We start from the raw sequence: 24,597 nt of genomic DNA, 5'->3' as shown, positions 1-24,597 counted from the left end.
GATTGATCAATTTCGAATAACAAATTTACTGAAAAGTGCCGATTTCTTATTTGAAACTTCTTTTTATTTCTTGGAGTGTTTTGTTAGAATTGATAAATTCTGTAATAATTTTTTCTTGCAAAATTTCTAAAGGTGCTTCAAAATAATCTGCCCATTGATTGTTTTTAAATAGATGATGAATTTGTTTCACTCTTTTTTGGGCATCAGTAAAAGTAAAGTTTTGAATTTCTTTTGTTTCTTGATTAACTTGAATTCTAGCTGTTTTCAACTCAAAATCAACTTTAATTGAAAAGGTTTTTTCAGATGAATTGATAGGGTAGAAGTCAGTCCATTTTGCAAAACCAATTACAGTTTTTTGGTTTTTATAATTTTCATTTGAAATTAATTTCCATCTACAATTGGCAACTCTTCCCCAATGATTGGATTTTCTATACACACCTTCTTCAGTATAAAAATAATAACTATCAGATTTACTTTTGTAATGAGTGTTTTTTGGAAAATCAAAATCATCAACTTGCAAGAACTCGCAAAAAGTATGTTTAAAAAAGTTATTTTGATGATAGGTTTTCAAATGATTTTTGGATTAAAATAAAAACGCAACCAAGTTAATGATTGCGTTTTAAATATATATAGATTCTGAACTTTGTTCAGATATTGGACTTATTTAACTTCTTCGAAGTCTACATCCTCAACATTGTCACCTTGGTCAGTACTTCCTTCAGGTTGACCTTGTTGCGCTCCTGCATCTGCACCACCAGCTTGTTGTTGAGCAGCATACATTTCTTCAGAAGCAACTTTCCAAGCTTCATTAATCTTTTCCATTGCAGCATCAATTTGAGCTAAATCTTTAGACTCGTGAGCAGCTTTTAATTCAGTTAAAGCGGCTTCAATTGGCTCTTTCTTATCAGCAGATAATTTATCACCAAATTCTTTTAATTGCTTTTCTGTTTGGAAAATCATAGAATCTGCACCGTTTATTTTCTCTGCAGTTTCTTTAGCTAACTTATCTGCATCAGCATTTGCTTCTGCTTCTTGTCTCATTTTTTCGATTTCTTCTTCAGATAAACCAGAAGAAGCTTCAATTCTAATTTCGTGAGATTTGTTAGTTCCTTTATCTAAAGCTGATACTTTAATAATACCATTTGCATCAATATCAAAAGTTACTTCAATTTGAGGAACTCCTCTTTGTGCTGGAGGTAAACCGTCTAAATGGAAACGACCAATAGTATTGTTATCTGCAGCCATTGCTCTTTCACCTTGTAATACGTGGATTTCCACAGAAGGTTGATTGTCTACAGCTGTAGAAAATACTTGCGATTTTTTAGTTGGAATGGTAGTGTTTGCATCAATTAATTTTGTGAAAACATTACCCATTGTTTCAATACCTAATGATAAAGGTGTTACATCTAATAAAAGAACGTCTTTTACATCACCCGTTAAAACTCCACCTTGAATTGCAGCTCCTAAAGAAACAACTTCATCAGGATTTACACCTTTACTTGGTGCTTTTCCGAAGAATTTTTCAACAGCTTCTTGAATTGCTGGTATTCTTGTAGAACCACCTACTAAGATAATTTCATCAATTTCAGAAGTAGACAAATCAGCGTTTTTTAAAGCTGTTTTACAAGGTTCAATTGTTCTTTTTACTAAATCGTCAATTAATTGCTCAAACTTAGCTCTACTTAAAGTTCTTACTAAGTGTTTTGGTCCGCTAGCGGTAGCAGTTACATAAGGTAAGTTTATTTCTGTAGATGTAGAACTTGACAATTCAATTTTTGCTTTTTCAGCAGCTTCTTTTAAACGTTGTAAAGCCATTGGGTCTTTACGTAAGTCCATATTTTCATCTGCTTGAAACTCATCAGCTAGCCAATTGATGATTTTTTCATCAACATCATCACCACCTAAATGTGTATCACCATCAGTAGCTAATACTTCAAATACACCATCACCTAATTCTAAGATAGAAACATCGTGCGTACCACCACCAAAGTCAAAAACAACGATTTTTTTATCATCATTTGCTTTGTCCATTCCGTAAGCTAATGCAGCAGCAGTAGGCTCGTTAATGATTCTTTCTACTTTTAAACCAGCAATTTCACCAGCTTCTTTTGTAGCTTGTCTTTGCGCATCGTTAAAGTAAGCAGGTACAGTAATAACAGCAGCAGAGACATCAGTTCCAAGATAATCTTCAGCTGTTTTTTTCATTTTTTGCAACACCATTGCAGAAATTTCTTGAGGCGTATATAAACGACCATCAATATCTACTCTTGGAGTGTCATTATCTCCTTTTACTACTTTATAAGGTACTCTTTTTATTTCTTTTGAAGATTCAGAGAATTTGTTACCCATAAAACGTTTAATAGAATAAACAGTTTTTGTAGGGTTAGTTACTGCTTGTCTTTTTGCAGGATCACCAATTTTACGTTCTCCTCCTTCTACAAAGGCAACAATAGATGGTGTTGTTCTTTTTCCTTCAGCATTAGGAATTACAACTGGCTCATTTCCTTCCATTACAGAAACACAAGAGTTTGTTGTTCCTAAATCGATTCCAATTATTTTACTCATAATAATTTATTTATATTAATTTTTTTATTTCAATTTTACGTTTTCTATTAGTCAAAGGGTGTGCCAACCGATTTTTGACTTGAAAATGTCAGTTTTTTAAAAAAATATTGAAAATGATGTGACATATTGACACGATATGTATCTAAAGATTAGAAACAAATCCAATTTGAAGACAATTATTATTTTCTTATATTTGGATAGTTCAATAAAAATGAAATAATATTTAATACACTAAACACAAAATCATGAGTAAATTTGACGAAAAAGTTGCTTTGTACAAAAAATTTATGGACGATAGAAATCTACGTTCTAATACTGAATTGTTAGCTGCAGTTACTAAAGGTTTAGGCCCTTCTATCTATAAGAAAGATGCTGAAACTGTTTCAGGGTCAGATCCTAAAGAATTAGCTACAGTAAAAAATAATTTCTTAATTAAAAAATTAGGATTAGCTGATAGTAAAGAATTGGATGAAGGTATTGAAGAAGTGATGGAAAGAATTGGAAAATCTGAAAGAAACAAGTACAGGGCTTGTGTTTACTATATGTTGGTAAAGAAATTTGATAAAGAAGCTGTTTACGGTTTCTAATAAGGTTTTATTTTTAATAAATTATAAAAATCCAACTCAAATGAGTTGGATTTTTTACATTTACAACAGTTTTAAGTTTAATTATTAGGAATGTCGCAATTTATTAGTGTTTTTGATATGCTAAAGATTGGTGTTGGTCCATCAAGTTCGCATACACTAGGTCCTTGGAGAGCAGCTCAAGAATGGGTTCAGAAATTAAGAGATAGTAATCTTTTTAATATGATTGATTCTGTAAAAGTAGATTTATATGGTTCTTTGTCTTTAACAGGAAAAGGGCACGCAACAGATTTAGCTATTTTATTGGGATTAAGTGAAGCTGATCCAGAATACATTCCTATTGAAGATATTTTTACGATTGTAGACAGAATTAATACGCAGGAAGAATTGCATTTTAAAGGAGGCAAGCAAATTGTTTTTCCAAATAATGCCATTCAGTTTCATAGAGATTTTTTGCCATTTCATTCTAATGGAGTTACGTTTAGAGGTTATTCTAAAGGTAAAGAAATATCAACAGAAACTTATTATTCTATTGGAGGTGGTTTTATTGTTCAAGAAAATGATACTTTAGAAGATGAAATTGAAATCAACAAACAAAACTTTCCCTATCCGATAAACAGGGCAAAACAATTAGAAGAATATTGCGAAAACGATAATTTATTAATTTCTGAAGTTGTTTTTAAAAATGAGTTGGAAATCAATTCAGCAGAGAAAATAGATGCTGAATTATCTAGAATTTGGGAAACAATGTTAGAATGTATGTATATAGGATGTCATACAGAAGGTATACTTCCAGGAGGATTAAACGTAAAAAGACGTGCATACAATACGCATCAAAAACTGATTAAAGACGCTGTGTATTCCAATCAAAAAGAATGGATTACTGCCATTAGAAGTACAGAAGTAAAATTTAGAGAAATTTTAAAATGGGTGAGTTGTTTTGCCTTATCTGTAAATGAAGTTAATGCTTCTTTAGGTAGAGTAGTAACAGCACCAACAAACGGAAGTGCTGGCGTAATTCCTGCAGTTTTAATGTATTATTTGGTGATAGAAAATCACGAAGCAGATTTTAATGAAATCAAACAATTTCTACTAACTGCTGGAGAAATTGGTAGTATTTTTAAGAAAAATGCCACAATTTCAGCAGCAATGGGAGGTTGTCAAGCAGAAATAGGTGTTTCTTCTGCAATGGCAGCTGGAGCTTTAACAGAATTGTTAGGTGGATCGCCAGCACAATGTTTAGTGGCAGCAGAAATAGCCATGGAGCATCATTTGGGTTTAACTTGCGATCCAATTGGAGGTTTAGTACAAGTACCTTGTATTGAGCGTAATTCTATGGGAGCTATAAAAGCAATTAATGCGGCAGAAATGGCTTTAGAAACCGACCCAAAAGAAGTAAAAGTACCATTAGATAAAGTAATTGATACTATGTGGGAAACCGCTAAAGATATGCACAAAAACTACAAAGAAACCTCAGAAGGAGGTTTGGCAATTAACGTTGGTTTAGCAGATTGTTGATTCAGGAGGCAGTTCTCGGTGTACAGTTTGCAGTCATTGCCAGTTTACGAAGTAATCTCTTATTTTATTTCAATTTTATCACCTAAAAACTTAGGTTCTACATTAAAAATAATATCTACAAATACTTTTACACGAGCTAAATATTCTCTAATTTTTACTTTAAAACCATATCTGTTGGAAACATCTTTTGCATTATAAGCAATGGCGTTAATGTCAAAATGTTCAGCTAAATAAATGGCTCTTTCATTATGAAATTTTTGGGAAATAAAGGTTATCGATTTTTGCCCAAAAATTTCTTTTATTCTAACAACAGAATCTAAAGTTCTAAAGCCTGCGTAGTCTAGAAATATTTTATTTTCGGGAATTCCTGCCTTTATCAAATCGATTTTAAAATCTGTAGGTTCGTCATAGGTTTTAGAACCATTATCTCCGCTAATTACAATATATTCAATTTTCCCAGATTTAAAGAGTTTTATTGCAGCCTCTAATCGATATTTATAATACAAGTTGATATCTCCATTGCTAATTCTTTTTGAAGTACCTAGAACTAAACCAACTTTATTCTTAGGAATATTAAAAGTTTCTACAAATAGTTTTTTATCAGCATTTTTTTCAATGATATAGTTAGATAAAAAAATACTGATAAATGAAATAATTGTTAAATAAATAACAGCTTTAAAGAACTTTTTTTTACGACTCATTTACCTCGTAAAAACCAATTCAGTTTCAGAAGACATTTCTTCAGAAAAACGATAATTTTCAACATCAAAACCTTTTAATTCTTCAATGGTTTTAATATTGTTATCAATAATATAACGTACCATTAATCCACGTGCTTTTTTAGCAAACGTCATAATGGTTTTGTACTGCCCGTTTTTAAAATCTTTAAAAACAGGAGTTATCATTGGTACTTTTAAAACCTTTTTAGGAATCACTTTAAAGTATTCAGAACTTGCTAAATTTATTAACAATTCGTTATCAGATAACTCTTCATTTAAAGCTTTGGCAACAGTATCATCCCAAAACTTATAAAGATTATCTCTTCTTCCTACTTTTAAACGTGTTCCCATTTCTAAACGATAAGGTTGAATTAAATCTAAAGGTTTTAATAATCCGTATAAACCTGATAAAATTCGCAAACGATCTTGCAATATTGGTAATTTTTCTGAAGACAAAGAGTTCACGTCAATTCCTCTAAAAACTTCACCTGTAAAAGCATAAATAGCTTGTTTAGAATTGTCTGGAGTAAATGGAGTGTTCCATTCTTGATTTCTTTCATAATTCAACCTTGCTAAATCATCAGAAATAGACATTAAGTCAGATAATTTTTTTCTTGAAAGTGTTTTTAGTTTTTTATTCAATTTTTCAGATTGTTCTAAAAAACGAGGTTGGGTGTATAAGCTCGTAGGAACTTTACTTTCGAAATCTAAAGATTTTGCAGGTGATATGATGATTTTCATTGTGTTTCTTTTGAAAGCAATAAAAGTACAAATGATTTCAATAATATCTAGTTGAAATAACTAATTAATACCAATAATATTATTTGTAAAGTTTATTGAATTCGTTTAAATCAAAATTATTTTATACATTCATCAAAATAATTTGTTTTTGATAAATAAAAACGTAAAAAAACCAATGTTTGAGTAAAGACGCTGAACTTGTTAAAAAGTTAAAAGATCCTAAAGAAAAAGATAAAGCTTTTAGTGAGTTGCTTGATGTGTATCAAGAACGGTTGTATTGGCATATTAGAAAGCTAGTAGTAACTCATGAAAATGCAGATGACGTCTTGCAAAATACGTTTATAAGGGTTTATAAAAGTATTCAAAATTTCGAAGGTAAAAGCGCTTTACACACTTGGATGTATAGAATTGCTTACAATGAATCGATGCGATTATTAGAAAAAAACAACAAAAAATCTTTTGAGAGTATAGATGAAATTTCTAGTTCTTATTTAGAAGTTCTTTTTGAAGACGAATATTTTGATGGCAACGAAATTCAGAAAAAACTTCATAAAATTATAGATGGTTTTAAAGAAAAACAAAAAAGAGTTTTTCAGATGAAATATTTTGATGACTTAAGTTTCCGGCAGATTTCAGAAATTCTAAATGTATCGGAAAGCACATTAAAATCAACCTACTATACAGCGGTAAAAATTATTGAAGAAAAAATATTTAAATAAATTCAAACTTTTTTAAAAAGTTAGGGTCTAACATACATATTATGGAAAAATCAGCACAAAATAATAAACAAAAGAACTTTCTAAAAGAAGTTGTAACAGGTGATATTTCTAACCATCATAAAAAATATTTAGGAACAACTATTCCTGAAGGATATTTTGAAAAATCGAAACTTTCTATTTTAGATAAAATAAAAGAAGAAACTACAATTTCTGAAACTTCAATAGAAGTAAAAAAACAAAAAGTTTTTTGGTTACAACCTAAAGTAAGATATGTTGCAGCAGCTTCTTTGGTTTTTATTTTAAGCTTAACAATTTGGTTACAAAAAGCAAATAATAATACATTAGATGATTATGGTATAGAATTATTATCTTTTAATGATGACGTTTTAGTTAACTCATTATTTTTAGATGATGATGAGTTAGATGCTTATGCAAGTACAACTGTAATAAACGAAATTGTTATAAAAGCAGAACTTTCTGAACAAAAGATGGATGATTTAATTTTAGATTCAATGATCTTAGATGACACATTATCAGACAATACGTTTATTGAATCTTTAATTTTATAAAAAAAAATAAAAATTTTCAAACTATTTAAAAAAAGAAGGTTCTAAGAAATAGAAACAATTAATAATTAAAATTTACCGATTATGAAAACTACAATTTCAAGAGAACAAATTTTAAAATCTAGCATTTTATTTTTCTCATTTACCGCATTTATTTTATCAGCTCTATTATTTACATCTTGTTCTGAGTCAGAAGTATCAGAATCTTTAATAGATGACACAGCTTTAATTACAAAAATTGAAACAGCATCAAAAGTAACTGTAGAGGAATCAAGTTTACCAGCTGCAACTAAAACAAGTTTTAATGGAGAATTATCAGATACTTTTATAAAAACTGTTGAGTTTGCTACAGGTTTAGGGTATAAAGTTTCTGTAGGAACTGATAATGAATCTAGAGCAGAATCTAGTGCAGATGTTTTCTTTTCAGCAGAAGGAAGACAATTAGCGGACAAAAGTGAAAGAGCTAAGAAAAGAAGACAAAAATGTTTTCAGTTTGTATTTCCTATAGATTTTATAATGCCTGACGATTCATCAATCACTTTAAACAGTAAAGAAGATTGGACATTAATTAGAGAATGGTATAAAGCAAATGCTGATGTTAAAGAACGTCCAGAATTGGTTTTTCCAGTTAATGTTACTTTAGAAGATGGTACTGAACAGACTTTAATTGATAGAGAAGAATTAAAGGCAGTAAAAGATTCTTGTAAAAAAGGAAAAGACAAAAGAAAATGTTATAAATTAGTTTTACCTGTTACTTTTACTATGCCAGATGCATCTGTTATAACAGTAAATGAAAAATCTGATTTTAAATTATTAAGAAGATGGCATAAAGCCAACCCAAGAGTAAAACGCAAAGGAGTTTTAAACTTTCCAGTAGATATTACATATAAAGATGGAACTACTGCTACTATTAATAATGCTGATGAAATGAAAGCAGCAAAACAAAGTTGTCGAGATTAAATAAATTTATTACTTTAGATGTCATTGAGTAAAACAAATAAGAAAATGAAAATCAAAACCATCATATTACAAATTAGCTTTATGAGTTTAATGATGTTTGGTAGTGCAATTTTTGCTCAAGAATCTAACTACAAGTTAATTACTAAAGAGCTCACTAAAGAACAAAAAGTATTATTGCAAAAAGAACGTGAGATAATGAAAGCTAATAGAGATGCTTTCAAAGCAACACTAACTAAAGAGCAATTAGCTATTCTAAAAGATAAAACAATTTCAAGATCAGAAGTAAGATTGCGTTTGATGAAAACATTTACCAAAACTCAAAAAGATTTGGTAAGAAATCAGCAAGTACGTCTGAGAAAAACAAGAGAGAGTTTTAGAAAAACCTTAACTAGAGAGCAAAGAAAAATGCTAAAAGAAAGGATAGATAAAATTAGAAAAGCAAAAGATAGAGGTGAGTTAAAAAATGGTCCTAGAGAAAGAAATTCCGATGGGAGAAAAACAAGACCAAAAAAGAATTAACATGAATTAATGATAAACTATTATCATAAAATAAAAACAAAATTAAAGGTTTTAGGGTTGCTATTGTTAACAATAGCAACCTCTTTTTGTTCATATGCACAAGAGAGAACAGATGAAGATATTGATGTTATTTTAGATGATTTGTTTTTTAATGATTCACAGTTTTTAGATGAATTAATTGAAGGCGGAAATTCATATAATTTTATATATACTTCATTAGCATATAATAATAATACTTATTTCTCAGGAAGAGATTCTGGTACAGATCAGTTTAATATGATTCCTCAAATTTCATATTATCATTCTTCAGGATTTAACGCTAGTATATCGGGTGTTTATTATCAAAATTTTGACCCCCATTGGGATTTTACAAGTGTTTCATTAGGCTATTTAAACACATTAGGAAAAACGAATAGCTTTATCTATAATTTTGGATATACAAAGTATTTTTATTCTGATGATTTTGATGATTTTACAAACTCTATAGACTTAAGCATTGGCCTAAGAAATAAAAAAAGAACCTTAGGAACCTCGATAGCCGCTTCTTATTTGTTTGGAACAGACGAATCATACCAATTAGTTTCCAGTTCTTTTGCAAGGGTTAATTTAGTTAGAAAACCAAATTTTGCTTTGAGATTAAGACCAACTTTGAGCTTAATTCTGGCTAAACAAGAGTTTACATATTGGCAACGTTTTAGAACTAGGCCATTTTTAAGAACAGTAGTTAATACCGTATTTGATTTATTAAATACCCAAGTTTCTATACCCATAAATTTTACTACAAAATCTTGGGATTTTGAATTAGGTTATTATTTAAATATACCTAATGCTGTTGCTAATGAAAGCGATTTGCCAACAACAAGTTTTTTTAGCTTGTCTATAGGTTACTTATTTGATTTAAGTAAATAGTTTTTTTTATCAATTATTAATTGTAATATTGCAATAAATAAATAAACATGGGTTTAACTAAGTCAGAAATTTTCACAAAACAACAAAATAGAATTGCTGTCATTGCTAAAGTTCTAGGACATCCAGCTAGAATTGCCATTTTGGAGCATTTAATTAATTTAAAAAACTGTGTGTGTGGAGATTTGGTAAAAGAGATTGGTTTAGCACAACCTACCATTTCCCAGCATTTAAAAGAGTTAAAAAAAATAGGATTGATTAAAGGTAAAATAGAAGGCACAAGTGTTTGTTATTGTATTCATGAAGAAAATTGGGAAAACATCAAAAACATTTTGAGCACATTCTTAAATAAAAATACAACAGGCAGCTGTTGTTAAAACATAAAATTATGAAGTTATCAGAAATAAAACAACACTTAAAAGAACTAGATAAAATAGCGTTTCAATTACCTAATGGAAAATTAGTTCCATCTCACTTTCACATAACAGAAGTTGGTAAAATAACCAAAGATTTTATCGATTGTGGAGGAAAAGTAAGAAGCGAAAATGTAATAAATTTCCAATTATGGGAAGAAAATGATTACGATCACAGATTACATCCAGAGAAGTTAATACATATAATAGAATTATCTGAAAAGATTTTTAAGTTTGATGATTTAGAGATAGAAGTAGAATACCAGGGCAAAGAAACCATAGGTAAGTACAATTTAGGTTTTGATGGTAAAAACTTCTTGTTAACTTCTAAAGTTACTGCATGTTTGGCATTAGAGGCTTGTGGAATTCCACCTGTAAAACCAAGAATTAAGATGTCAGATATACAAAATTCTTGTTGCGACCCAAGTTCTGGCTGTTGTTAAAAACAATATTATAAATATTATTAAACTTGTTATGTCACTTAAAACTGGAATAATAAGTTTTTTTTGTTTCTAAATGTGATAAAATGTTTTAGAGTAAGTCAAAACAGGTATTTTTACTGTTGATTTTTAATTAAAAATTGCGAACTTAGCTAACTACGAATATAAAAACATTAAAATATTACATATCCCTGTTTACCTTTATGGTTAAGTAATCATATAAAATAAAGTGGAGTCCAGATATCACTAAAAAAAAACGGGGCGTTATCAGAAAAGCCTAACGAGTATGAAAACTAAATTTATATAAGATGAAAAAAGGAATGACCAAAGTGAGCGTATTATACCCAAATGGTGAAAATAAAACATTTGACATGGATTATTACTGTAACACTCATTTACCAATGGTGAGTGAATTATTAGGCAACTCTCTTAAAGGTGCTACAGTTGAAAAAGGTATAGGAGGAGCTTCGCCTGGGTCACCTGCGCCATATGCGGGAATGGGAAACATGTATTTTAATTCTGTAGAAGATTTTGGAAATGCTTTTGGGCCAAATGCAGAAAAAATAATGGGAGATTTACCCAACTTCACTAATATCGAACCTATCATTCAAGTAAGTGAAGTGATGTAGTTTAGTGAAATAAACCTTACATAAGATTGTATAAAAGGCGTTTTAACGCCTTTTATACTTACTGTAAGCGAGAATTATTCTAATTCAATATCTTTAGAATGTTCAGAATAGGTTCTCCATTTCTCTAAACACTCAGACATATCTTTTGGAATATCAGAATTAAATTGTAAAAACTCCCCAGTTGTAGGGTGAGTAAAACCTAATGTTTTGGCATGTAAAGCTTGTCTTGGTAATGCTTTAAAACAGTTTTCTACAAACTGTTTGTATTTGGTAAAAGTAGTTCCTTTTAAAATTGTATTACCTCCATAGCGTTCATCATTAAAAAGTGTATGTCCAATATGCTTAAAATGTGCCCTAATTTGATGTGTTCTACCTGTTTCTAATTTGCATTGCACCAAAGTAACATAGGTTAAACGTTCTAAAACTTTAAAGTGTGTTACAGCGTGTTTTCCAAACTCACCATCTGGAAAAACAGACATTTGCAAACGATTTTTTAAACTACGTCCAATATTGCCTTCAATTCTACCTTCATCTTCTTCAATATTTCCCCAAACTAAGGCATAGTATAACCGTTCTGTAGTCCTATCAAAAAATTGTTTTGATAAATGAGCTAAAGCAAATTCTGTTTTGGCCACCACTAATAATCCACTTGTGTCTTTATCTATTCTGTGTACCAAACCAGGTCTTTCATTAGAATTGGTTGGTAAGTTTTCGATATGATGAATTAAACCGTTTACCAACGTACCAGAATGATTTCCATGTCCTGGATGTACAACCATTCCTGCAGGTTTGTTAATCACTATAACTGCATTATCTTCAAAAACAATATCTAAAGGAATATCTTGGGCAACTAATAAGTTTTCTTGTGGTGGATAGGCTAAAACAACTCTAACAATATCATGTGGTTTTACTTTATGATTTGATTTTACAGTAATGTCATTTACTAAAACATTGCCAGCTTTTGCGGCTTGTTGAATTTTGTTTCTAGTGGCATTTTGAATAAAATTCATCAAAAATTTATCAACTCTTAAAGGCTCTTGACCTTCAGTTGCTACAAACCTATGATGTTCATACAAATCATCGTTTTCGATATCTTGTGGTTGGTTTTCTTGCATTATTAATTTCCTCTACCATCACCTAAAACCAAATCTACAATAGAGTTTAGTGGTAATTTATCACCTGGGTTTAAAATTTTTCCGTTAAAACGTAGTCCACGAACCACATCTTTACCAATATCATGAACATAAGTAAAATTAGTTCCTACATTTAATCCTTTTGCTTTTAATTGAGAAGTGGCCTGTCTTTTTGTTCTTCCGTTTAAATCGGGTATAGTTATATCTCTATATTTAGATGGATTTAAAGTAAGATAAACTTTACGTTTTTCTTTAACAAAATCTCCAGCTTCTGGACTTTGTTCTATTACAGATTTTTTGGGGTAATCTGGATTATAACTCGCGCTGTCAATTACTATAAAATCTAAATTTAAGTCTTTTAATTTTTTATTAACGTCCTCTAAAGACATTTTATGCAAATTAGGTACCTGAATTTTTTGATCGTGATTAGTTGTAATGCTTAGCCAATATTTTAAAACAAAAACTAAAACTAATACGCCTACAATGGTAATTAAAATTTGTTTAAAAAAGGATTTACTTTTTAGAAACTGAAAAATACTCATTTTTTGATTTTTAATACTCACAAAGATATAAAAACTAAACGTTGCCGTTTCTATAATTATTTTGATAAATTTGTTTTATTATTTTACAATCAATGAAGAAGAACATCGCAATTGTTATGGGTGGTTATTCATCCGAAGTTAATATTTCTTTAAAAAGTGGAAACGTAGTATTTAATCATTTAGATAAAGAAAAGTATAATCCGTTTAAAGTTCATATTCTTAAAGAAAAGTGGGTGGTTTTAGATGATAATGGTAATGAATACCCAATTCTTAAAGACGATTTTTCTTTCGTTTTAAAAGGTAATAGAGTTAATTTTGATTGTGTTTTTAATGCAATTCATGGAGCACCTGGAGAAAATGGTATGTTATTGAGTTATTTTGAATTGATAAAGATTCCTCATACTTCAGCTCCATTTTATCAAATGGCATTAACATTTAACAAAAGAGACACTTTAAGTGTAGTAAAAGCCTATGGAATTAAAACGGCAGTTTCTGTATATTTGAATAGAGGTGATGAAATAAATCTTGAAAAAATTGTAGAAAAAGTAGGATTACCTTGTTTTGTAAAACCAAACAACGCAGGATCTAGTTATGGTATTTCTAAAGCACATAATTTAGATCAAATAATGCCCGCTATAGAAAAAGCATTCCAAGAAGATTCAGAGATTTTAATAGAATCTTTTTTGGATGGAGTTGAGGTTTCTGTTGGAGTGATTGAATACAAAGGTGAAGTAAAAGTTTTACCAATCACCGAAATCGTTTCAGAGAACGATTTCTTTGATTATGAAGCAAAATATGAAGGGAAATCTCAAGAAATAACCCCTGCAAGTATATCTTTAGAAGAACAACAAAAGGTAAATCAAATCGCTAAAAAAGTATATAACATATTAAATATGTCAGGATTTTCACGTTCTGAATATATTTTAGTAAATTGCGAACCATATTTCTTGGAAATGAATACTGTTCCTGGATTGACAGAGGAAAGTATTTTACCTCAACAAGCACAAGCAGCAGGAATTTCATTAAAAGAATTATTTGATAATGCTATAGAGAGTTCCCTCAATGGCTTTAAATAAAGCTTTTAAAGGTTTTTATTAAAGTTATTTTTCTATTTTTGTCGATGATTAGTATTATACTTTTAAGTGTAAAAGAGGGTACATGAAAAAAGCAATTTTCCCAGGGTCATTTGATCCAATTACTTCTGGCCATTATGATATTATTACTCGTGGAGTAACATTATTTGATGAGTTAATTATTGCTATTGGAGTTAATTCCAACAAAAAATACATGTTTTCTCTAGAACAAAGAAAAAAATTTATCGAAGACTCTTTTCAAAATAATCCAAAAATTAAAGTGGTGACTTACAAAGGTCTAACAGTAGATTTTTGTCAAAAAAACAATGTTGAATTTATATTAAGAGGTTTAAGAAACCCTGCTGATTTTGAGTTTGAGAAAGCTATAGCACATACAAACAGAGATTTAGCACCAATAGAAACGGTCTTTTTATTAACCGCGGCAAGTACCTCTTATATATCTTCATCAATTGTTCGAGAAGTAATAAGAAATAATGGAGATTATACAAAATTAGTTCCAGAAAGTGTTAGAATAACAAAAAAACAATAAATCAAAACAATTAATAGTAAATCAAAAAAAATGAAAAAATTTGTAGTTACAGTAATAATGATGATGATGATGATTGTTGGATACGGACAATCTTCTTTTTATAAGGTAGGAGATACATTGTATTACACTAATAACCGAGCCACCTATGTAAAAACAAATACTTTAGTAATTGTTAAAGAAACGAATGTTGGTAATAACAGTAATGTTTATAACGTTGAAAAATATTTATTAGACGATTCTAAGAATGAATATGTCTTGGATTCAAAATTTACATCAAATGGTTTGCAATTATTAAAAGCTAACGGAGATTTTGTTTCTTATCACAAAAACGGAAACAAAGCTTCTGAGGGGAAAACCGTAAATGGTCAAAAAGGTAAAGGAATTTGGACATATTACTACGAGAATGGTAAGAAGAAGTCTGAAGAAAAAATGTCTACAGGAAATTACTTTAGTGATAAAACACAAAATTTAATAATGAACTTTTGGGATGTTAATGGAGTACAAACTGTAACTGATGGAAATGGATTTGCTGAATTTATAAATGAAGAAGGTTTTACAGAAAAAGGGAGTTACAAAGGAGGTTTAAAAAACGGACTATGGACTGCCTTTGAAGGAAAAGTAAAAAAGTATGAAGAAACTTACAAAAAAGGAAAACTATCTAAAGGAACAAGTTGGAATGATGCGGGCGAGAGTTTTTCATACAAAGAGATTAGTAGTCCCGCTTATTACAAGAAAAGAGATAATGGTGCTGTAAGAAAATATGTAGATAAAAACTTTAATTCAAATACAGCAGGAATTGCAGGAGATATATTTGTAACTTTCTTAGTTACTAAAGAAGGTTTTGTTGGTCAAGTTAATGTTATAAGAGGTTTAACTGTAGACTATAATACCGAAGTAAAAAGAGTATTATCTGAAATGAAAGGGTGGGTGCCAGCTCAAAAAAGAGGTCAACCCTACAACTCAACTTATTCTTTAAACTTACGTTTTACAGAGTAATTATATGAAAAAAATACCTGTTGTAATTTCACTTATTTTAATAGCTTTTTCTTGTAGTAAAAGCAATAACAAGAATAAAGATTTTACAACAGTTTTCGAGAAAACAAAAGGATCTGAAACTCCAGAATATAAAACTGTTATTTCTTATTATCAAGATTTAGCAGAAGAATTTTCTGGAGTTTCTTTGTTTTCATTCGGACAGACAGATTCAGGAGAACCTTTGCACTTAGTAGTCTATAGTCAAGAAGAAATTTATAATGTTGATGAAATTAAAACTTCATCAAAGAATAGAATTCTAATTAATAACGGAATTCATCCAGGAGAATCTGATGGAATAGATGCTTCTATGATGATGTTAAGAGATATTGTTCAAAATGATTCTCTGAAAGAAAAGTATAAAAACTCAATTATTTGTATAATTCCAGTTTATAATATTGGAGGTGCGTTAAATCGAAATTCGCATACTAGAGCAAATCAAAACGGACCAAAAGAGTATGGTTTTAGAGGGAATTCTAGAAATTATGATTTAAATCGAGATTTTATAAAGCAAGACACCAAAAATGCTGCTGCTTTTACAGAAATATTTCATACAGTTAATCCAGATGTTTTTATTGATAATCACGTGAGTAATGGTGCAGATTATCAATACGCAATTACACACTTATTTACGCAGCATAATAAGTTAGGAGGGGATTTAGGGAAGTTTCTTGAGACAGAAATGAGACCTAGTTTAGAAAAATCTCTTAAAAACAAAAGCATAGAAATTACACCTTATGTTAATGTTTGGGGAACTACTCCTGAGAAAGGTTTTTCTCAATTTTTTGATTCACCAAGATATTCTACAGGTTATACCTCATTATTCAATACATTAGGATTGATGGTAGAAACCCATATGTTAAAACCTTATAAAATAAGAGTAGAACAAACGTATGAATTAATGTTCTCTGCATTAGATTTTGGAGAAGAAAAATCAACCCAAATTAAAGAGTTAAGACAAAATGCAGTTGCTCAAATTTTGAACTCAAAAAAATACCCTATTGCATTTAAAGTAGATAAAGACAATCCAACTGAATTGCAATTTAAAGGATACGAAGCTGAAGTAATAGAAAGCAAAGTAACTTCAGGAAAACGTTTGTTTTATGATGTAAATAAGCCTTTTACAAAACCAATTAAATATTATAATAACTTTGTTCCTACAAAACAAGTAAGAATACCAAAAGCATATATTTTACAACAAGGTTGGCATAGAATTATTGAGAGATTAAAAAATAATCAAATCCAATTTCAAAGATTAAAAAAAGACACTACTATTAAGGTTGAGGTAAATCATATTGCAGATTATAAAACTAGAACGACTCCATATGAAAGTCATTATTTACACTATAATACAACAATAAAAAAATCAAATCAAAATATTAAATTTAGAAAAGGAGATTTGTATATTCCTACAAATCAAAATGGTATTCGTTACTTACTAGAAACGCTAGAAGCTGAAGCTACAGATTCTTTTTTTAATTGGAATTTCTTTGATACTATTTTACAACAAAAAGAAGGGTATTCTGCTTACGTTTTTGAAGATATAGCTGAAAATATTTTAACTAATAATACACCTTTAAGAAATAAATTTGAAGAAAAAATTAAAACTGATAAAAATTTTGCAGAAAACTCTAGAATGCAATTAAGTTTTATTTATAAAAATTCCCCGCACTTCGAAAAATCGTATTTACGTTTGCCTATTTTTAAAGTTTTTTAGATTTTAGAATTTACGTAACTTGTAACTTTCTAAATATTTACGAGTGAACAAAATTTTATCAATTAACGGAAAATCTTATACGATTGATGTACAAGACGATATGCCTTTATTATGGGCAATTAGAGATATCATAGGTTTAACAGGAACTAAATTTGGTTGTGGGGTAGCGCAATGTGGAGCATGCTCTATCTTGATTGATAGGAAACTTATAAAATCTTGTAGTATGCCGGTTTCCTATGGAGTTGGAAAAGATATTTTTACGATAGAAGGAACCTCAGAGAATTTAGAGTTTTTAAGACAAGCTTGGAATGATGAAAATGTACCACAATGTGGATATTGTCAATCAGGGCAATTAATTGCGGCTACTTATTTGTTAGATACCGTTCAAAACCCAACAGATAAAGATATAGATGATGTAATGAGCAGTAATATTTGTAGATGTGGAACGTACACTAGAATTCGAAAAGCAATTCATAAAGCGGTTGAACTTAAAAACCAAGCATATGAGTAAAATTCAACAAATAAACCGTAGAGATTTTGTGAAATTATTGGGTTTAGCATCGGGAGGTATATTGTTAGGATGTAACTTATCTTCTGACCAAAAAGATTTTATTCCCCAAGTAGAAGGTGCTTTTTCTCCCAATTTATTCATTCACTTAGAAAAAAACGGAAACATAACTTTAATGGTTTCTCGTTCAGAAATGGGGCAAGGAATTCGAACTTCTTTAGCCTCTGCAATTGCTGAAGAAATGGAAGCAAATTGGCAGTACATTTCAGTAAAACAGGCAACAGGAAATGCTAAATATGGCAATCAAAATACAGATGGATCTAGAAGTGTAAGAACTATTTTAGAACCAATGCGTAAAATGGGAGCTGCTGCAAAAATGATCTTAATTACTGCTGCTGCAAAAAAATGGAATGTAACTGAAAATGATTGTAAAGCAGAAAATCATTTTGTAATTAATACCACTACAAATACAAAAATTTCTTTTGGTGATTTGGTTGATGAAGCAAAAAAAGTAGCAGTTCCTGCTGATGATACTATTAACCTTAAAAAGGTTGAAGATTTTAAGTTTATAGGAAAAACCTTAAAGAGTGTCGATTTAAAAGATTTTACACATGGAACGGCAACCTATGGAATTGATGTTCGCATTCCGAATTTAAAATTCGCTGCTATTGCAAGATGTCCTGTTACTTTTGGAACTGTAAAAAAAATCGACAAATCAGATGCAGAAAAAACTCCCGGGGTTGAAAATATATTTGAGTTAAATAGGATTATTCCACCAATTGGAAAATTTTTTGGAGCATTAGGAGGTGTTGCAGTAATTGCGAATAACACCTGGTCTGCTTTTCAAGGAAAATTAAATTTAAATATAGAATGGAATTATGGGGAAAATCATTCTTTTGATACAGTAGAATTTAAAAACAAATTAACAGAAAGAGTTCATCAAAAGGGAAAATTAGTCCCTGGAAGTAAAGGAAATGTAGTATCAGCTTTTAAAGAGTCAGAAAAAACAATAGAAGCAACTTATCACGTACCTTTTTTAGTACACGCGCCTATGGAAGTGCCAAATGCCACTGCTTGGTTTCAAGGTAATAAAATTGAAGTTTGGGCACCTTTACAAGATCCACAAACAGCGAGAGCAGAATTGTCACACTTTTTTGAAATTCCTTTAGAAAATATTACTGTAAATGTTACTTTTTTAGGTGGAGGTTTTGGTAGAAAATCTAAGTCAGATTTTGTGGTAGAAGCTGTTGCTTTATCTAAAAAAATAAATGCACCAGTTCAAGTGATTTGGACACGAGAAGACGATATTCAAAACAGTTTTTATCATGCAACAAGCGTGCAATATTTAAAAGGGAGTATTGGTAAAAACGGGAATGTTTCTGGTTGGCTACAACGTGTTGCTGTTCCTTCTATTGTATCATCTTTCAAGCCAATGTCTGACTACGTTTCGGGTTTGGAATTAAATCAAGGCTTTACAAACAATCCTTATAATTTAAAAAACTTTAGGTTAGAAAATGTAAAAGCAGAATCTCATCTTAGAATTGGTTGGTTGAGGTCAGTGGTTCATATTCACAGTGGTTTTGGAAATAATTCTTTTGTTGATGAATTAGCAAATGCTGCTAAAATGGACCCTGTTCAATTTCATCTAGATTTAATAGGGAAAGATAAAATAATTACAGGAAAATCTAATCATCCATATAATTCTAAGCGAATGAAAGCTGTATTGAAAAATACTGCAAAAATTTCGGGTTGGGGTAAATCATTACCTAAAAATTACGGAATGGGAATTGCCATTCATTATAGCTTTTATTCTTATGTAGCAACAGCTGTGGAGGTTAATGTAAATGATGGAAAAGTAAAAGTAGAAAATGTTTGGACGACTATAGATTGTGGCTTGGCATTAAACAAAGACAATATTAAAAATCAGTTAGAAGGAGCAGCAATCTTTGGGATGTCTATAACGATGTATGGAAAGATAACAACTAAAGAAGGAGCAGTGGAACAAAATAATTTCTTTGATTATCAAATGACTAGAATGAAAGATGCACCTCATATTCATATAGAAATTATGGATAAAATGCACGAACCTCCAACAGGAGTTGGTGAACCTGGAGTTCCTGTTATAGCTCCTGCGATTTGCAATGCTATTTTTAATGCTACAGGGAAACGTATTAGAACGCTACCTTTAATTGATGAGGGGTTGGTTTAGAATTTATATTCTCCCAAAGGTTTTGGGAATTTTTCAGGATTAGCTGCTAAATGATAACGAGGGTCATCAATACCTTCTTCAATAATATCTGTAAAAATTGGACTCGCTTTATATAGTAAGATTTTACAATCTTCACTTAGATGTTTCAGTGTAATTTTCTTTCCTGCTGCATGATATTTTTCTACCAAAGCAAAAATTGCTTCAATAGCAGAATGATCGGAAACACGAGCTTCTACAAAATCTATTTCAATGACATCTGGGTCATTTTTAACATCAAATTTTTCATTAAAAGCAGAAATACTTCCAAAAAACAATGGTCCCCATATTTCATAAATTTTAGTGCCATCAGCCTTAAAACGTTTTCTAGCTCTAATTTTTTTTGCATTTTCCCAAGCAAAGGCTAAAGCAGAAATAATTACTCCTACAAAGACAGCAATGGCTAAGTCATAAATTACGGTAACTGCAGATACTGTAATTAAAACGAAAGCATCAGATTTTGGTATTTTCTTTAAAATTCTGAAACTAGACCACGCAAAAGTTTCAATAACCATCATAAACATTACTCCCACTAATGCAGCAATAGGTACTTGTTCAATAAATTTATCAGTAAAAAGTATAAAAGTTAACAAAGTAATAGCCATCATTACACCAGAAAGTCTTCCGCGACCACCTGCGTTAATGTTAATTACAGTTTGTCCAATCATTCCACATCCACCAGTACCTCCAAAAAGCCCACTAACAATGTTTCCAGCACCTTGTGCAACACATTCTCGGTTTCCATTTCCTCGACTTTCTGTGAGCTCATCAACTAAATTCATTGTCATTAAAGACTCTATTAAACCAACAGAAGCTGCCAGAAAAGCAAAAGGTAATATAAAAGACAAAGTGTCTAAATTAAAAGGTAAATTTTGCCAAAGTTCTAAATTGGGAGTTGGAAACTCTCCTTTTAAACCAGTTCCTCCTCCTTCGACAATGTAAGAACCAACAGTAGAAACATCTATGCTAAAGGCAATAACTACAAATGTGGTAATTAATATAGCAGTTAATGAAGCTGGTAATTTTTTTGTAATTTTTGGTAAAACCCAAATGATAGCCATAGTTAAAGCAACCAAACTAATCATTATATACAGTTCGGTTCCTTGCATAAAAGAAGTAACATATTCTTTTACACCACTATCCGAAACATTTAACGTTTTATGAGAAAACATTTTTACTTGCGCCCAAAAAATAACAATAGCTAAACCATTTACAAACCCCATCATTACGGAGTGTGGAATTAAACGAACAAAACGCCCAAGTTTAAATACTCCTGCAAAAACTTGAATAATTCCCATTAAAATAACACAAGCCAATAAGTAAAAGTATCCCATATTATCAATTGGAGTGTCAAATAACATTCCTTTTTCGTGTCCTTCTGCTATCATTGTAACAAAAATAACAGCTACAGCTCCTGCAGCTCCAGAAATTAAACCAGGTCTACCGCCAAAAATAGCAGTTATTAAACCAATAATAAAAGCACCAGAAAGTGCTACTAAAGGATCTATTTGAGCAACGAATGCAAAAGCAACAACTTCTGGTATCATTGCTAAAGAAACTGTGATACCCGCTAAAATATCATCTTTAGCGTTTGGTGTTATTTTTTTGATAAATTCAGTCATAATTTGGTTGATTTTACAAGTCGGCAAAGATAGTGGGTTTTTTTAGAAAACTATCCTTCTATATAAGTATCATAAACTAATTTAATATTTGGGTAAGAATTTTTTAAAATTCTATCAATTTCAGCTTCATTTTTAAAGCCAACATCAGTAATTCCTTCTTCTACTTGCGGAGTTAATTCTTTCTTATCATTAGAAGACATCAAAAACCAATGGGTTTCTTTTAGTTTTATTCCTTTGTGAAAATAAATGTGATGCGTGGTAACTATAGGTTTTATCAATTTTAAATTAGAAATTCCACATTCTTCTTCAACTTCTCGAATTGCTCCAATTTCTTTGGTTTCTCCTTTTTCAATCCACCCTTTGGGTAAATCCCAAACATTATTTCTATAAATAAATAATACCTCTTTTTTTTTGTTTAAAACCAAACCACCAGCTGCAGGAATAACTTCAAAATTTGAGCAAAAACACTTCCAATCTTTCTCTAAATCAGTTGAATATAAATTTAATCCTTTATTCTTTTTACTTTTAAGTTTTGTTAAAATTTCATCAAAAGAGATATGTTTAAAAGGAAAAACAGGGAAATTATTTTCTTTTTGTGAAGAACTCGTAAGAATTATTGGGGCATCATTTACAAAAACTTTATACATTTGCGATATGATTTTAAACAAAGATACGGCAAAAAAAACAGCCGAACTTTTATTGCAAATTAAAGCAATAAAGTTGAGTCCAAATGAACCATTCAATTGGGCGTCAGGCTGGAAATCGCCAATATATTGCGATAACAGAGTTACGCTATCTTATCCTCCAGTTCGTGTTTTTTTAAAAGAAGAAATTGCAAAAATTGTTGAATTAGAATATGGTAAGCCAGATGTAATTGCTGGTGTTGCTACAGGCGCAATCGCTATCGGAATTTTGGTGGCTCAAGAACTTGGTGTTCCGTTTATTTACGTGAGACCAGAACCGAAAAAACACGGTAGAAAAAACCAAATAGAAGGACACTTGGAAAGTGGTCAGAACGTTGTGGTTATTGAAGATTTAATTAGCACAGGTAATAGCAGTTTAAATGCTGTAGAAGCTTTAAAAGAAGCAGGAGCAGTAGTTAAAGGTATGGTTGCTATTTTTTCTTATGGATTTGATGTAGCTGATAAAAATTTTGAAAAGAAGAATGTAAGTTTAACTACCTTAAGTAATTACGAAAACTTGCTAGAACAAGCCTTAGAAAGTAATTACGTTACTCAAAAAGAGTTGGTTACGTTAAATGATTGGAGGAAAAATCCTAGTGAGTGGAATCAATAAAATAAAAACATGAATATAAACGGAAATACTGTTACATTAGAAAAATCTGCAGAAGAGGTATTTACTTTTTTTTCTGATTTGAATAATTTTAAAGAAATAATGCCCGAGAATATTCAAAAATTTGAAGTGGATGGAGATTCTTTTTTGTTCGGATTACCTGGAATGCCAGAAATTAGATTGGTGTTAAAAGAAAAAACTGAGTTTTCTAACATTACTTTGGGTGCTGCAAGTAGTAAATTACCATTTACTTTAGCTGCTAATATCAATGAAATTAAAGAAAATAAAACAGAAATAGAATTAAAGTTCGAGGGTGATTTTAACCCAATGATGGCAATGATGATTAAAAAACCATTGACCAAATTCGTTGGTACGCTCACAGAAAATATAGGTAAAATTTAAAGAAAAGAAACTTCTTTAATGCCAAATTCTTTGATAGAATCGTCTTCTAATTGAATTTGTAATTTACCATCTGTAGAAATACCATAAATTATTCCTATAAAAATCTCATTCTGACAATTTTTAAACATTGTTGGAATGTTTTTTTTATACAGAACATTCAAATAACTATTTTCAAGTAAATCAAACTCATTATTTTCTAATAATTTTATTTTTTCTTGAATTTTAATTAAAATATCATTCAGGAGATTATTTAAATTGAAATCAAACCCTTTTTCTAACTTTAAAGAAGTGACATTTTTTAAATATTCAGGAAATATTTCTTGATTAACATTCAAACCAATTCCAGTAATAGAATTCTTAATTCTATCTCCAATAAATGTATTTTCAATTAAAATTCCGCAAATTTTTTTATTTGCTGCCATAATGTCGTTGGGCCATTTTATAGAGATTTTGTCTATTTTTTTTTCTAAAAGAGCATCATAAATCGCCAAAGAAATAGCAAAGTTTAAATATCTTTTTTGATTGATTCTTAATTTGTTGAACTTTACAAAGATGCTGAATGTAAGGTTTTTAAGGGGTGCTGTAACCCATTTACTCTCTTGTTGTCCTCTGCCTTTGGTTTGATCTTCAGTTATTGCGACAGTGTAATTTTCTAGTGTAGAATTCTGTGCCAAATCTTTCAAAAAAGAATTGGTAGAATCAATGGCATTAAGTTTGATTATTTTCAACTGTTAAATAAAGTGTAAACTACTGTAATATTACATAAAATAGTCGCAAAAAAATAATAACTTTGCGTTTAATTAGAAAAAAGTTAATGACAAAAAAACAAGTAAGTAAAGACGATTTAATTGCAGCAATCATAAAAGGCATTGATGAAGTTAAAGGAGAAGATATTCAATTATTAGACTTACGAGATATAGAGAATACCGTTTGTGATTATTTTATAATCTGTTCTGGTAGTTCAAATACACAGGTAAATGCAATTTCTGGTTCAGTTCAAAAAATAGTGAGTAAAGAACTGAAAGATAAGCCTTGGCATATCGAAGGTCAGACAAATTCTGAATGGGTTTTAATGGACTATGTGCATGTTGTAGTGCATATTTTTCAAAAACATGTCCGAGATTTTTACGACATAGAGAGTCTTTGGGGAGATGCCAAAATAACAGAAATAAATCCAGTTTAATTTTTTGATTTTAATATA

General features: G+C 30.2%; 28 protein-coding genes. 19 read left to right on the top strand and 9 right to left on the bottom strand.

Going from position 1 to position 24,597, the window contains the following annotated elements; all coding sequences use genetic code 11:
* Positions 1 to 46 precede the first annotated feature (46 nt).
* Both DIS07_RS01060 and dnaK read right to left on the bottom strand, forming a co-directional pair.
* Entirely contained in the window at positions 47 to 571 is a 525-nt protein-coding gene (locus tag DIS07_RS01060; RefSeq protein ID WP_109403366.1) for a hypothetical protein, read from the bottom strand.
* Positions 572 to 660: 89 nt separating this feature from the next.
* Positions 661 to 2,565 (bottom strand): molecular chaperone DnaK, encoded by a 1,905-nt coding sequence (gene dnaK / locus DIS07_RS01055; RefSeq protein WP_109403365.1) that lies wholly within the window; start codon positions 2,563 to 2,565, stop codon positions 661 to 663.
* Between the two features lie 245 nt (positions 2,566 to 2,810).
* On the opposite strand from dnaK, the gene DIS07_RS01050 reads away from it, so the two are divergent.
* Both DIS07_RS01050 and DIS07_RS01045 read left to right on the top strand, forming a co-directional pair.
* Positions 2,811 to 3,152 carry a DUF2853 family protein gene (locus DIS07_RS01050; RefSeq protein WP_109403364.1) on the top strand — a complete coding sequence of 114 codons (342 nt, stop codon included), beginning with the start codon at positions 2,811 to 2,813 and terminating at the stop codon, positions 3,150 to 3,152.
* A gap of 90 nt (positions 3,153 to 3,242) precedes the next feature.
* Positions 3,243 to 4,667 (top strand): L-serine ammonia-lyase, encoded by a 1,425-nt coding sequence (locus DIS07_RS01045; protein ID WP_109403363.1) that lies wholly within the window; start codon positions 3,243 to 3,245, stop codon positions 4,665 to 4,667.
* A gap of 59 nt (positions 4,668 to 4,726) precedes the next feature.
* Here DIS07_RS01045 and DIS07_RS01040 read toward each other — a convergent pair whose 3' ends face one another.
* Positions 4,727 to 5,368, bottom strand: a complete 642-nt coding sequence (locus DIS07_RS01040; protein WP_109403362.1) for a SanA/YdcF family protein — start codon at positions 5,366 to 5,368, stop codon at positions 4,727 to 4,729.
* Entirely contained in the window at positions 5,369 to 6,127 is a 759-nt protein-coding gene (yaaA, locus tag DIS07_RS01035) for a peroxide stress protein YaaA (RefSeq protein ID WP_109403361.1), read from the bottom strand.
* Positions 6,128 to 6,306: 179 nt separating this feature from the next.
* Here yaaA and DIS07_RS01030 point away from each other — a divergent pair, with 179 nt between their 5' ends.
* The 8 genes from DIS07_RS01030 (at position 6,307) to DIS07_RS00995 (ending at position 11,279) form a co-directional block, all read left to right on the top strand.
* Positions 6,307 to 6,846, top strand: coding sequence for an RNA polymerase sigma factor (locus tag DIS07_RS01030; protein WP_109403360.1), 540 nt, complete (start codon positions 6,307 to 6,309; stop codon positions 6,844 to 6,846).
* Positions 6,847 to 6,887: 41 nt separating this feature from the next.
* Positions 6,888 to 7,415 carry a hypothetical protein gene (locus tag DIS07_RS01025; protein WP_109403359.1) on the top strand — a complete coding sequence of 176 codons (528 nt, stop codon included), beginning with the start codon at positions 6,888 to 6,890 and terminating at the stop codon, positions 7,413 to 7,415.
* An 81-nt stretch (positions 7,416 to 7,496) separates the two neighbouring features.
* Positions 7,497 to 8,372 carry a hypothetical protein gene (locus DIS07_RS01020; RefSeq protein ID WP_109403358.1) on the top strand — a complete coding sequence of 292 codons (876 nt, stop codon included), beginning with the start codon at positions 7,497 to 7,499 and terminating at the stop codon, positions 8,370 to 8,372.
* Positions 8,373 to 8,417: 45 nt separating this feature from the next.
* Positions 8,418 to 8,891, top strand: coding sequence for a hypothetical protein (locus DIS07_RS01015; RefSeq protein WP_146190693.1), 474 nt, complete (start codon positions 8,418 to 8,420; stop codon positions 8,889 to 8,891).
* Positions 8,892 to 8,900: 9 nt separating this feature from the next.
* Positions 8,901 to 9,800 (top strand): hypothetical protein, encoded by a 900-nt coding sequence (locus tag DIS07_RS01010; RefSeq protein ID WP_146190692.1) that lies wholly within the window; start codon positions 8,901 to 8,903, stop codon positions 9,798 to 9,800.
* Between the two features lie 47 nt (positions 9,801 to 9,847).
* A complete protein-coding gene (locus tag DIS07_RS01005; RefSeq protein WP_109403355.1) occupies positions 9,848 to 10,174 on the top strand; it encodes an ArsR/SmtB family transcription factor in 327 nt (108 codons plus the stop codon).
* An 11-nt stretch (positions 10,175 to 10,185) separates the two neighbouring features.
* On the top strand, positions 10,186 to 10,653 hold the full coding sequence (locus DIS07_RS01000; RefSeq protein ID WP_109403840.1) for a DUF6428 family protein: 468 nt from the start codon (positions 10,186 to 10,188) through the stop codon (positions 10,651 to 10,653).
* 305 nt (positions 10,654 to 10,958) lie between these two features.
* The gene (locus tag DIS07_RS00995) at positions 10,959 to 11,279 is read left to right on the top strand and encodes an EthD family reductase (protein WP_235869068.1); all 321 of its coding nucleotides are present in this window, start codon (positions 10,959 to 10,961) and stop codon (positions 11,277 to 11,279) included.
* A 74-nt stretch (positions 11,280 to 11,353) separates the two neighbouring features.
* On the opposite strand, the gene DIS07_RS00990 is transcribed toward DIS07_RS00995, so the two are convergent.
* Together DIS07_RS00990 and DIS07_RS00985 are read right to left on the bottom strand one after the other, a co-directional pair.
* Entirely contained in the window at positions 11,354 to 12,394 is a 1,041-nt protein-coding gene (locus DIS07_RS00990; RefSeq protein ID WP_109403354.1) for an RluA family pseudouridine synthase, read from the bottom strand.
* 2 nt (positions 12,395 to 12,396) lie between these two features.
* The gene (locus tag DIS07_RS00985) at positions 12,397 to 12,954 is read right to left on the bottom strand and encodes a PASTA domain-containing protein (protein WP_109403353.1); all 558 of its coding nucleotides are present in this window, start codon (positions 12,952 to 12,954) and stop codon (positions 12,397 to 12,399) included.
* 92 nt (positions 12,955 to 13,046) lie between these two features.
* Between DIS07_RS00985 and DIS07_RS00980 the strand changes: the two genes are divergently transcribed.
* From DIS07_RS00980 to DIS07_RS00955, 6 genes are all read left to right on the top strand, one after another.
* Positions 13,047 to 14,030 carry a D-alanine--D-alanine ligase gene (locus DIS07_RS00980; RefSeq protein WP_109403352.1) on the top strand — a complete coding sequence of 328 codons (984 nt, stop codon included), beginning with the start codon at positions 13,047 to 13,049 and terminating at the stop codon, positions 14,028 to 14,030.
* Positions 14,031 to 14,112: 82 nt separating this feature from the next.
* On the top strand, positions 14,113 to 14,577 hold the full coding sequence (coaD, locus tag DIS07_RS00975) for a pantetheine-phosphate adenylyltransferase (RefSeq protein ID WP_109403351.1): 465 nt from the start codon (positions 14,113 to 14,115) through the stop codon (positions 14,575 to 14,577).
* A 30-nt stretch (positions 14,578 to 14,607) separates the two neighbouring features.
* Complete coding sequence (locus DIS07_RS00970) at positions 14,608 to 15,573, top strand: toxin-antitoxin system YwqK family antitoxin (protein WP_146190691.1); 966 nt, start codon at positions 14,608 to 14,610, stop codon at positions 15,571 to 15,573.
* Positions 15,574 to 15,577: 4 nt separating this feature from the next.
* Positions 15,578 to 17,326: a M14 family metallopeptidase gene (locus DIS07_RS00965; RefSeq protein ID WP_109403349.1), complete on the top strand. Its 1,749-nt coding sequence runs from the start codon at positions 15,578 to 15,580 to the stop codon at positions 17,324 to 17,326.
* A 43-nt stretch (positions 17,327 to 17,369) separates the two neighbouring features.
* Positions 17,370 to 17,837, top strand: coding sequence for a (2Fe-2S)-binding protein (locus DIS07_RS00960; RefSeq protein WP_181374498.1), 468 nt, complete (start codon positions 17,370 to 17,372; stop codon positions 17,835 to 17,837).
* On the top strand, positions 17,830 to 20,043 hold the full coding sequence (locus tag DIS07_RS00955) for a xanthine dehydrogenase family protein molybdopterin-binding subunit (RefSeq protein WP_109403348.1): 2,214 nt from the start codon (positions 17,830 to 17,832) through the stop codon (positions 20,041 to 20,043). The genes DIS07_RS00960 and DIS07_RS00955 overlap by 8 nt, the downstream gene beginning before the upstream one ends.
* Here the strand turns inward: DIS07_RS00955 and DIS07_RS00950 are convergent.
* Both DIS07_RS00950 and DIS07_RS00945 read right to left on the bottom strand, forming a co-directional pair.
* Positions 20,040 to 21,701: a SulP family inorganic anion transporter gene (locus tag DIS07_RS00950; protein WP_109403347.1), complete on the bottom strand. Its 1,662-nt coding sequence runs from the start codon at positions 21,699 to 21,701 to the stop codon at positions 20,040 to 20,042. The genes DIS07_RS00955 and DIS07_RS00950 overlap by 4 nt on opposite strands.
* A 50-nt stretch (positions 21,702 to 21,751) precedes the next feature.
* Positions 21,752 to 22,348, bottom strand: a complete 597-nt coding sequence (locus tag DIS07_RS00945; RefSeq protein WP_109403837.1) for an NUDIX hydrolase — start codon at positions 22,346 to 22,348, stop codon at positions 21,752 to 21,754.
* A gap of 7 nt (positions 22,349 to 22,355) precedes the next feature.
* On the opposite strand from DIS07_RS00945, the gene pyrE reads away from it, so the two are divergent.
* Positions 22,356 to 22,997, top strand: a complete 642-nt coding sequence (gene pyrE, locus DIS07_RS00940) for an orotate phosphoribosyltransferase (protein WP_109403346.1) — start codon at positions 22,356 to 22,358, stop codon at positions 22,995 to 22,997.
* Between the two features lie 9 nt (positions 22,998 to 23,006).
* Positions 23,007 to 23,396, top strand: coding sequence for an SRPBCC family protein (locus DIS07_RS00935; RefSeq protein ID WP_109403345.1), 390 nt, complete (start codon positions 23,007 to 23,009; stop codon positions 23,394 to 23,396).
* On the opposite strand, the gene DIS07_RS00930 is transcribed toward DIS07_RS00935, so the two are convergent.
* Positions 23,393 to 24,124: a biotin--[acetyl-CoA-carboxylase] ligase gene (locus DIS07_RS00930; protein ID WP_109403344.1), complete on the bottom strand. Its 732-nt coding sequence runs from the start codon at positions 24,122 to 24,124 to the stop codon at positions 23,393 to 23,395. The genes DIS07_RS00935 and DIS07_RS00930 overlap by 4 nt on opposite strands.
* Positions 24,125 to 24,210: 86 nt before the next feature.
* Here DIS07_RS00930 and rsfS point away from each other — a divergent pair, with 86 nt between their 5' ends.
* Positions 24,211 to 24,579, top strand: a complete 369-nt coding sequence (gene rsfS, locus DIS07_RS00925; RefSeq protein WP_109403343.1) for a ribosome silencing factor — start codon at positions 24,211 to 24,213, stop codon at positions 24,577 to 24,579.
* Positions 24,580 to 24,597: the final 18 nt, after the last annotated feature.

Origin of the sequence: Polaribacter aquimarinus (genome assembly GCF_003129485.1) — a bacterium.
GTDB classification, from domain to species: Bacteria; Bacteroidota; Bacteroidia; order Flavobacteriales; family Flavobacteriaceae; genus Polaribacter; species Polaribacter aquimarinus.
This window is presented reverse-complemented; position numbering and strand designations above follow the sequence as displayed.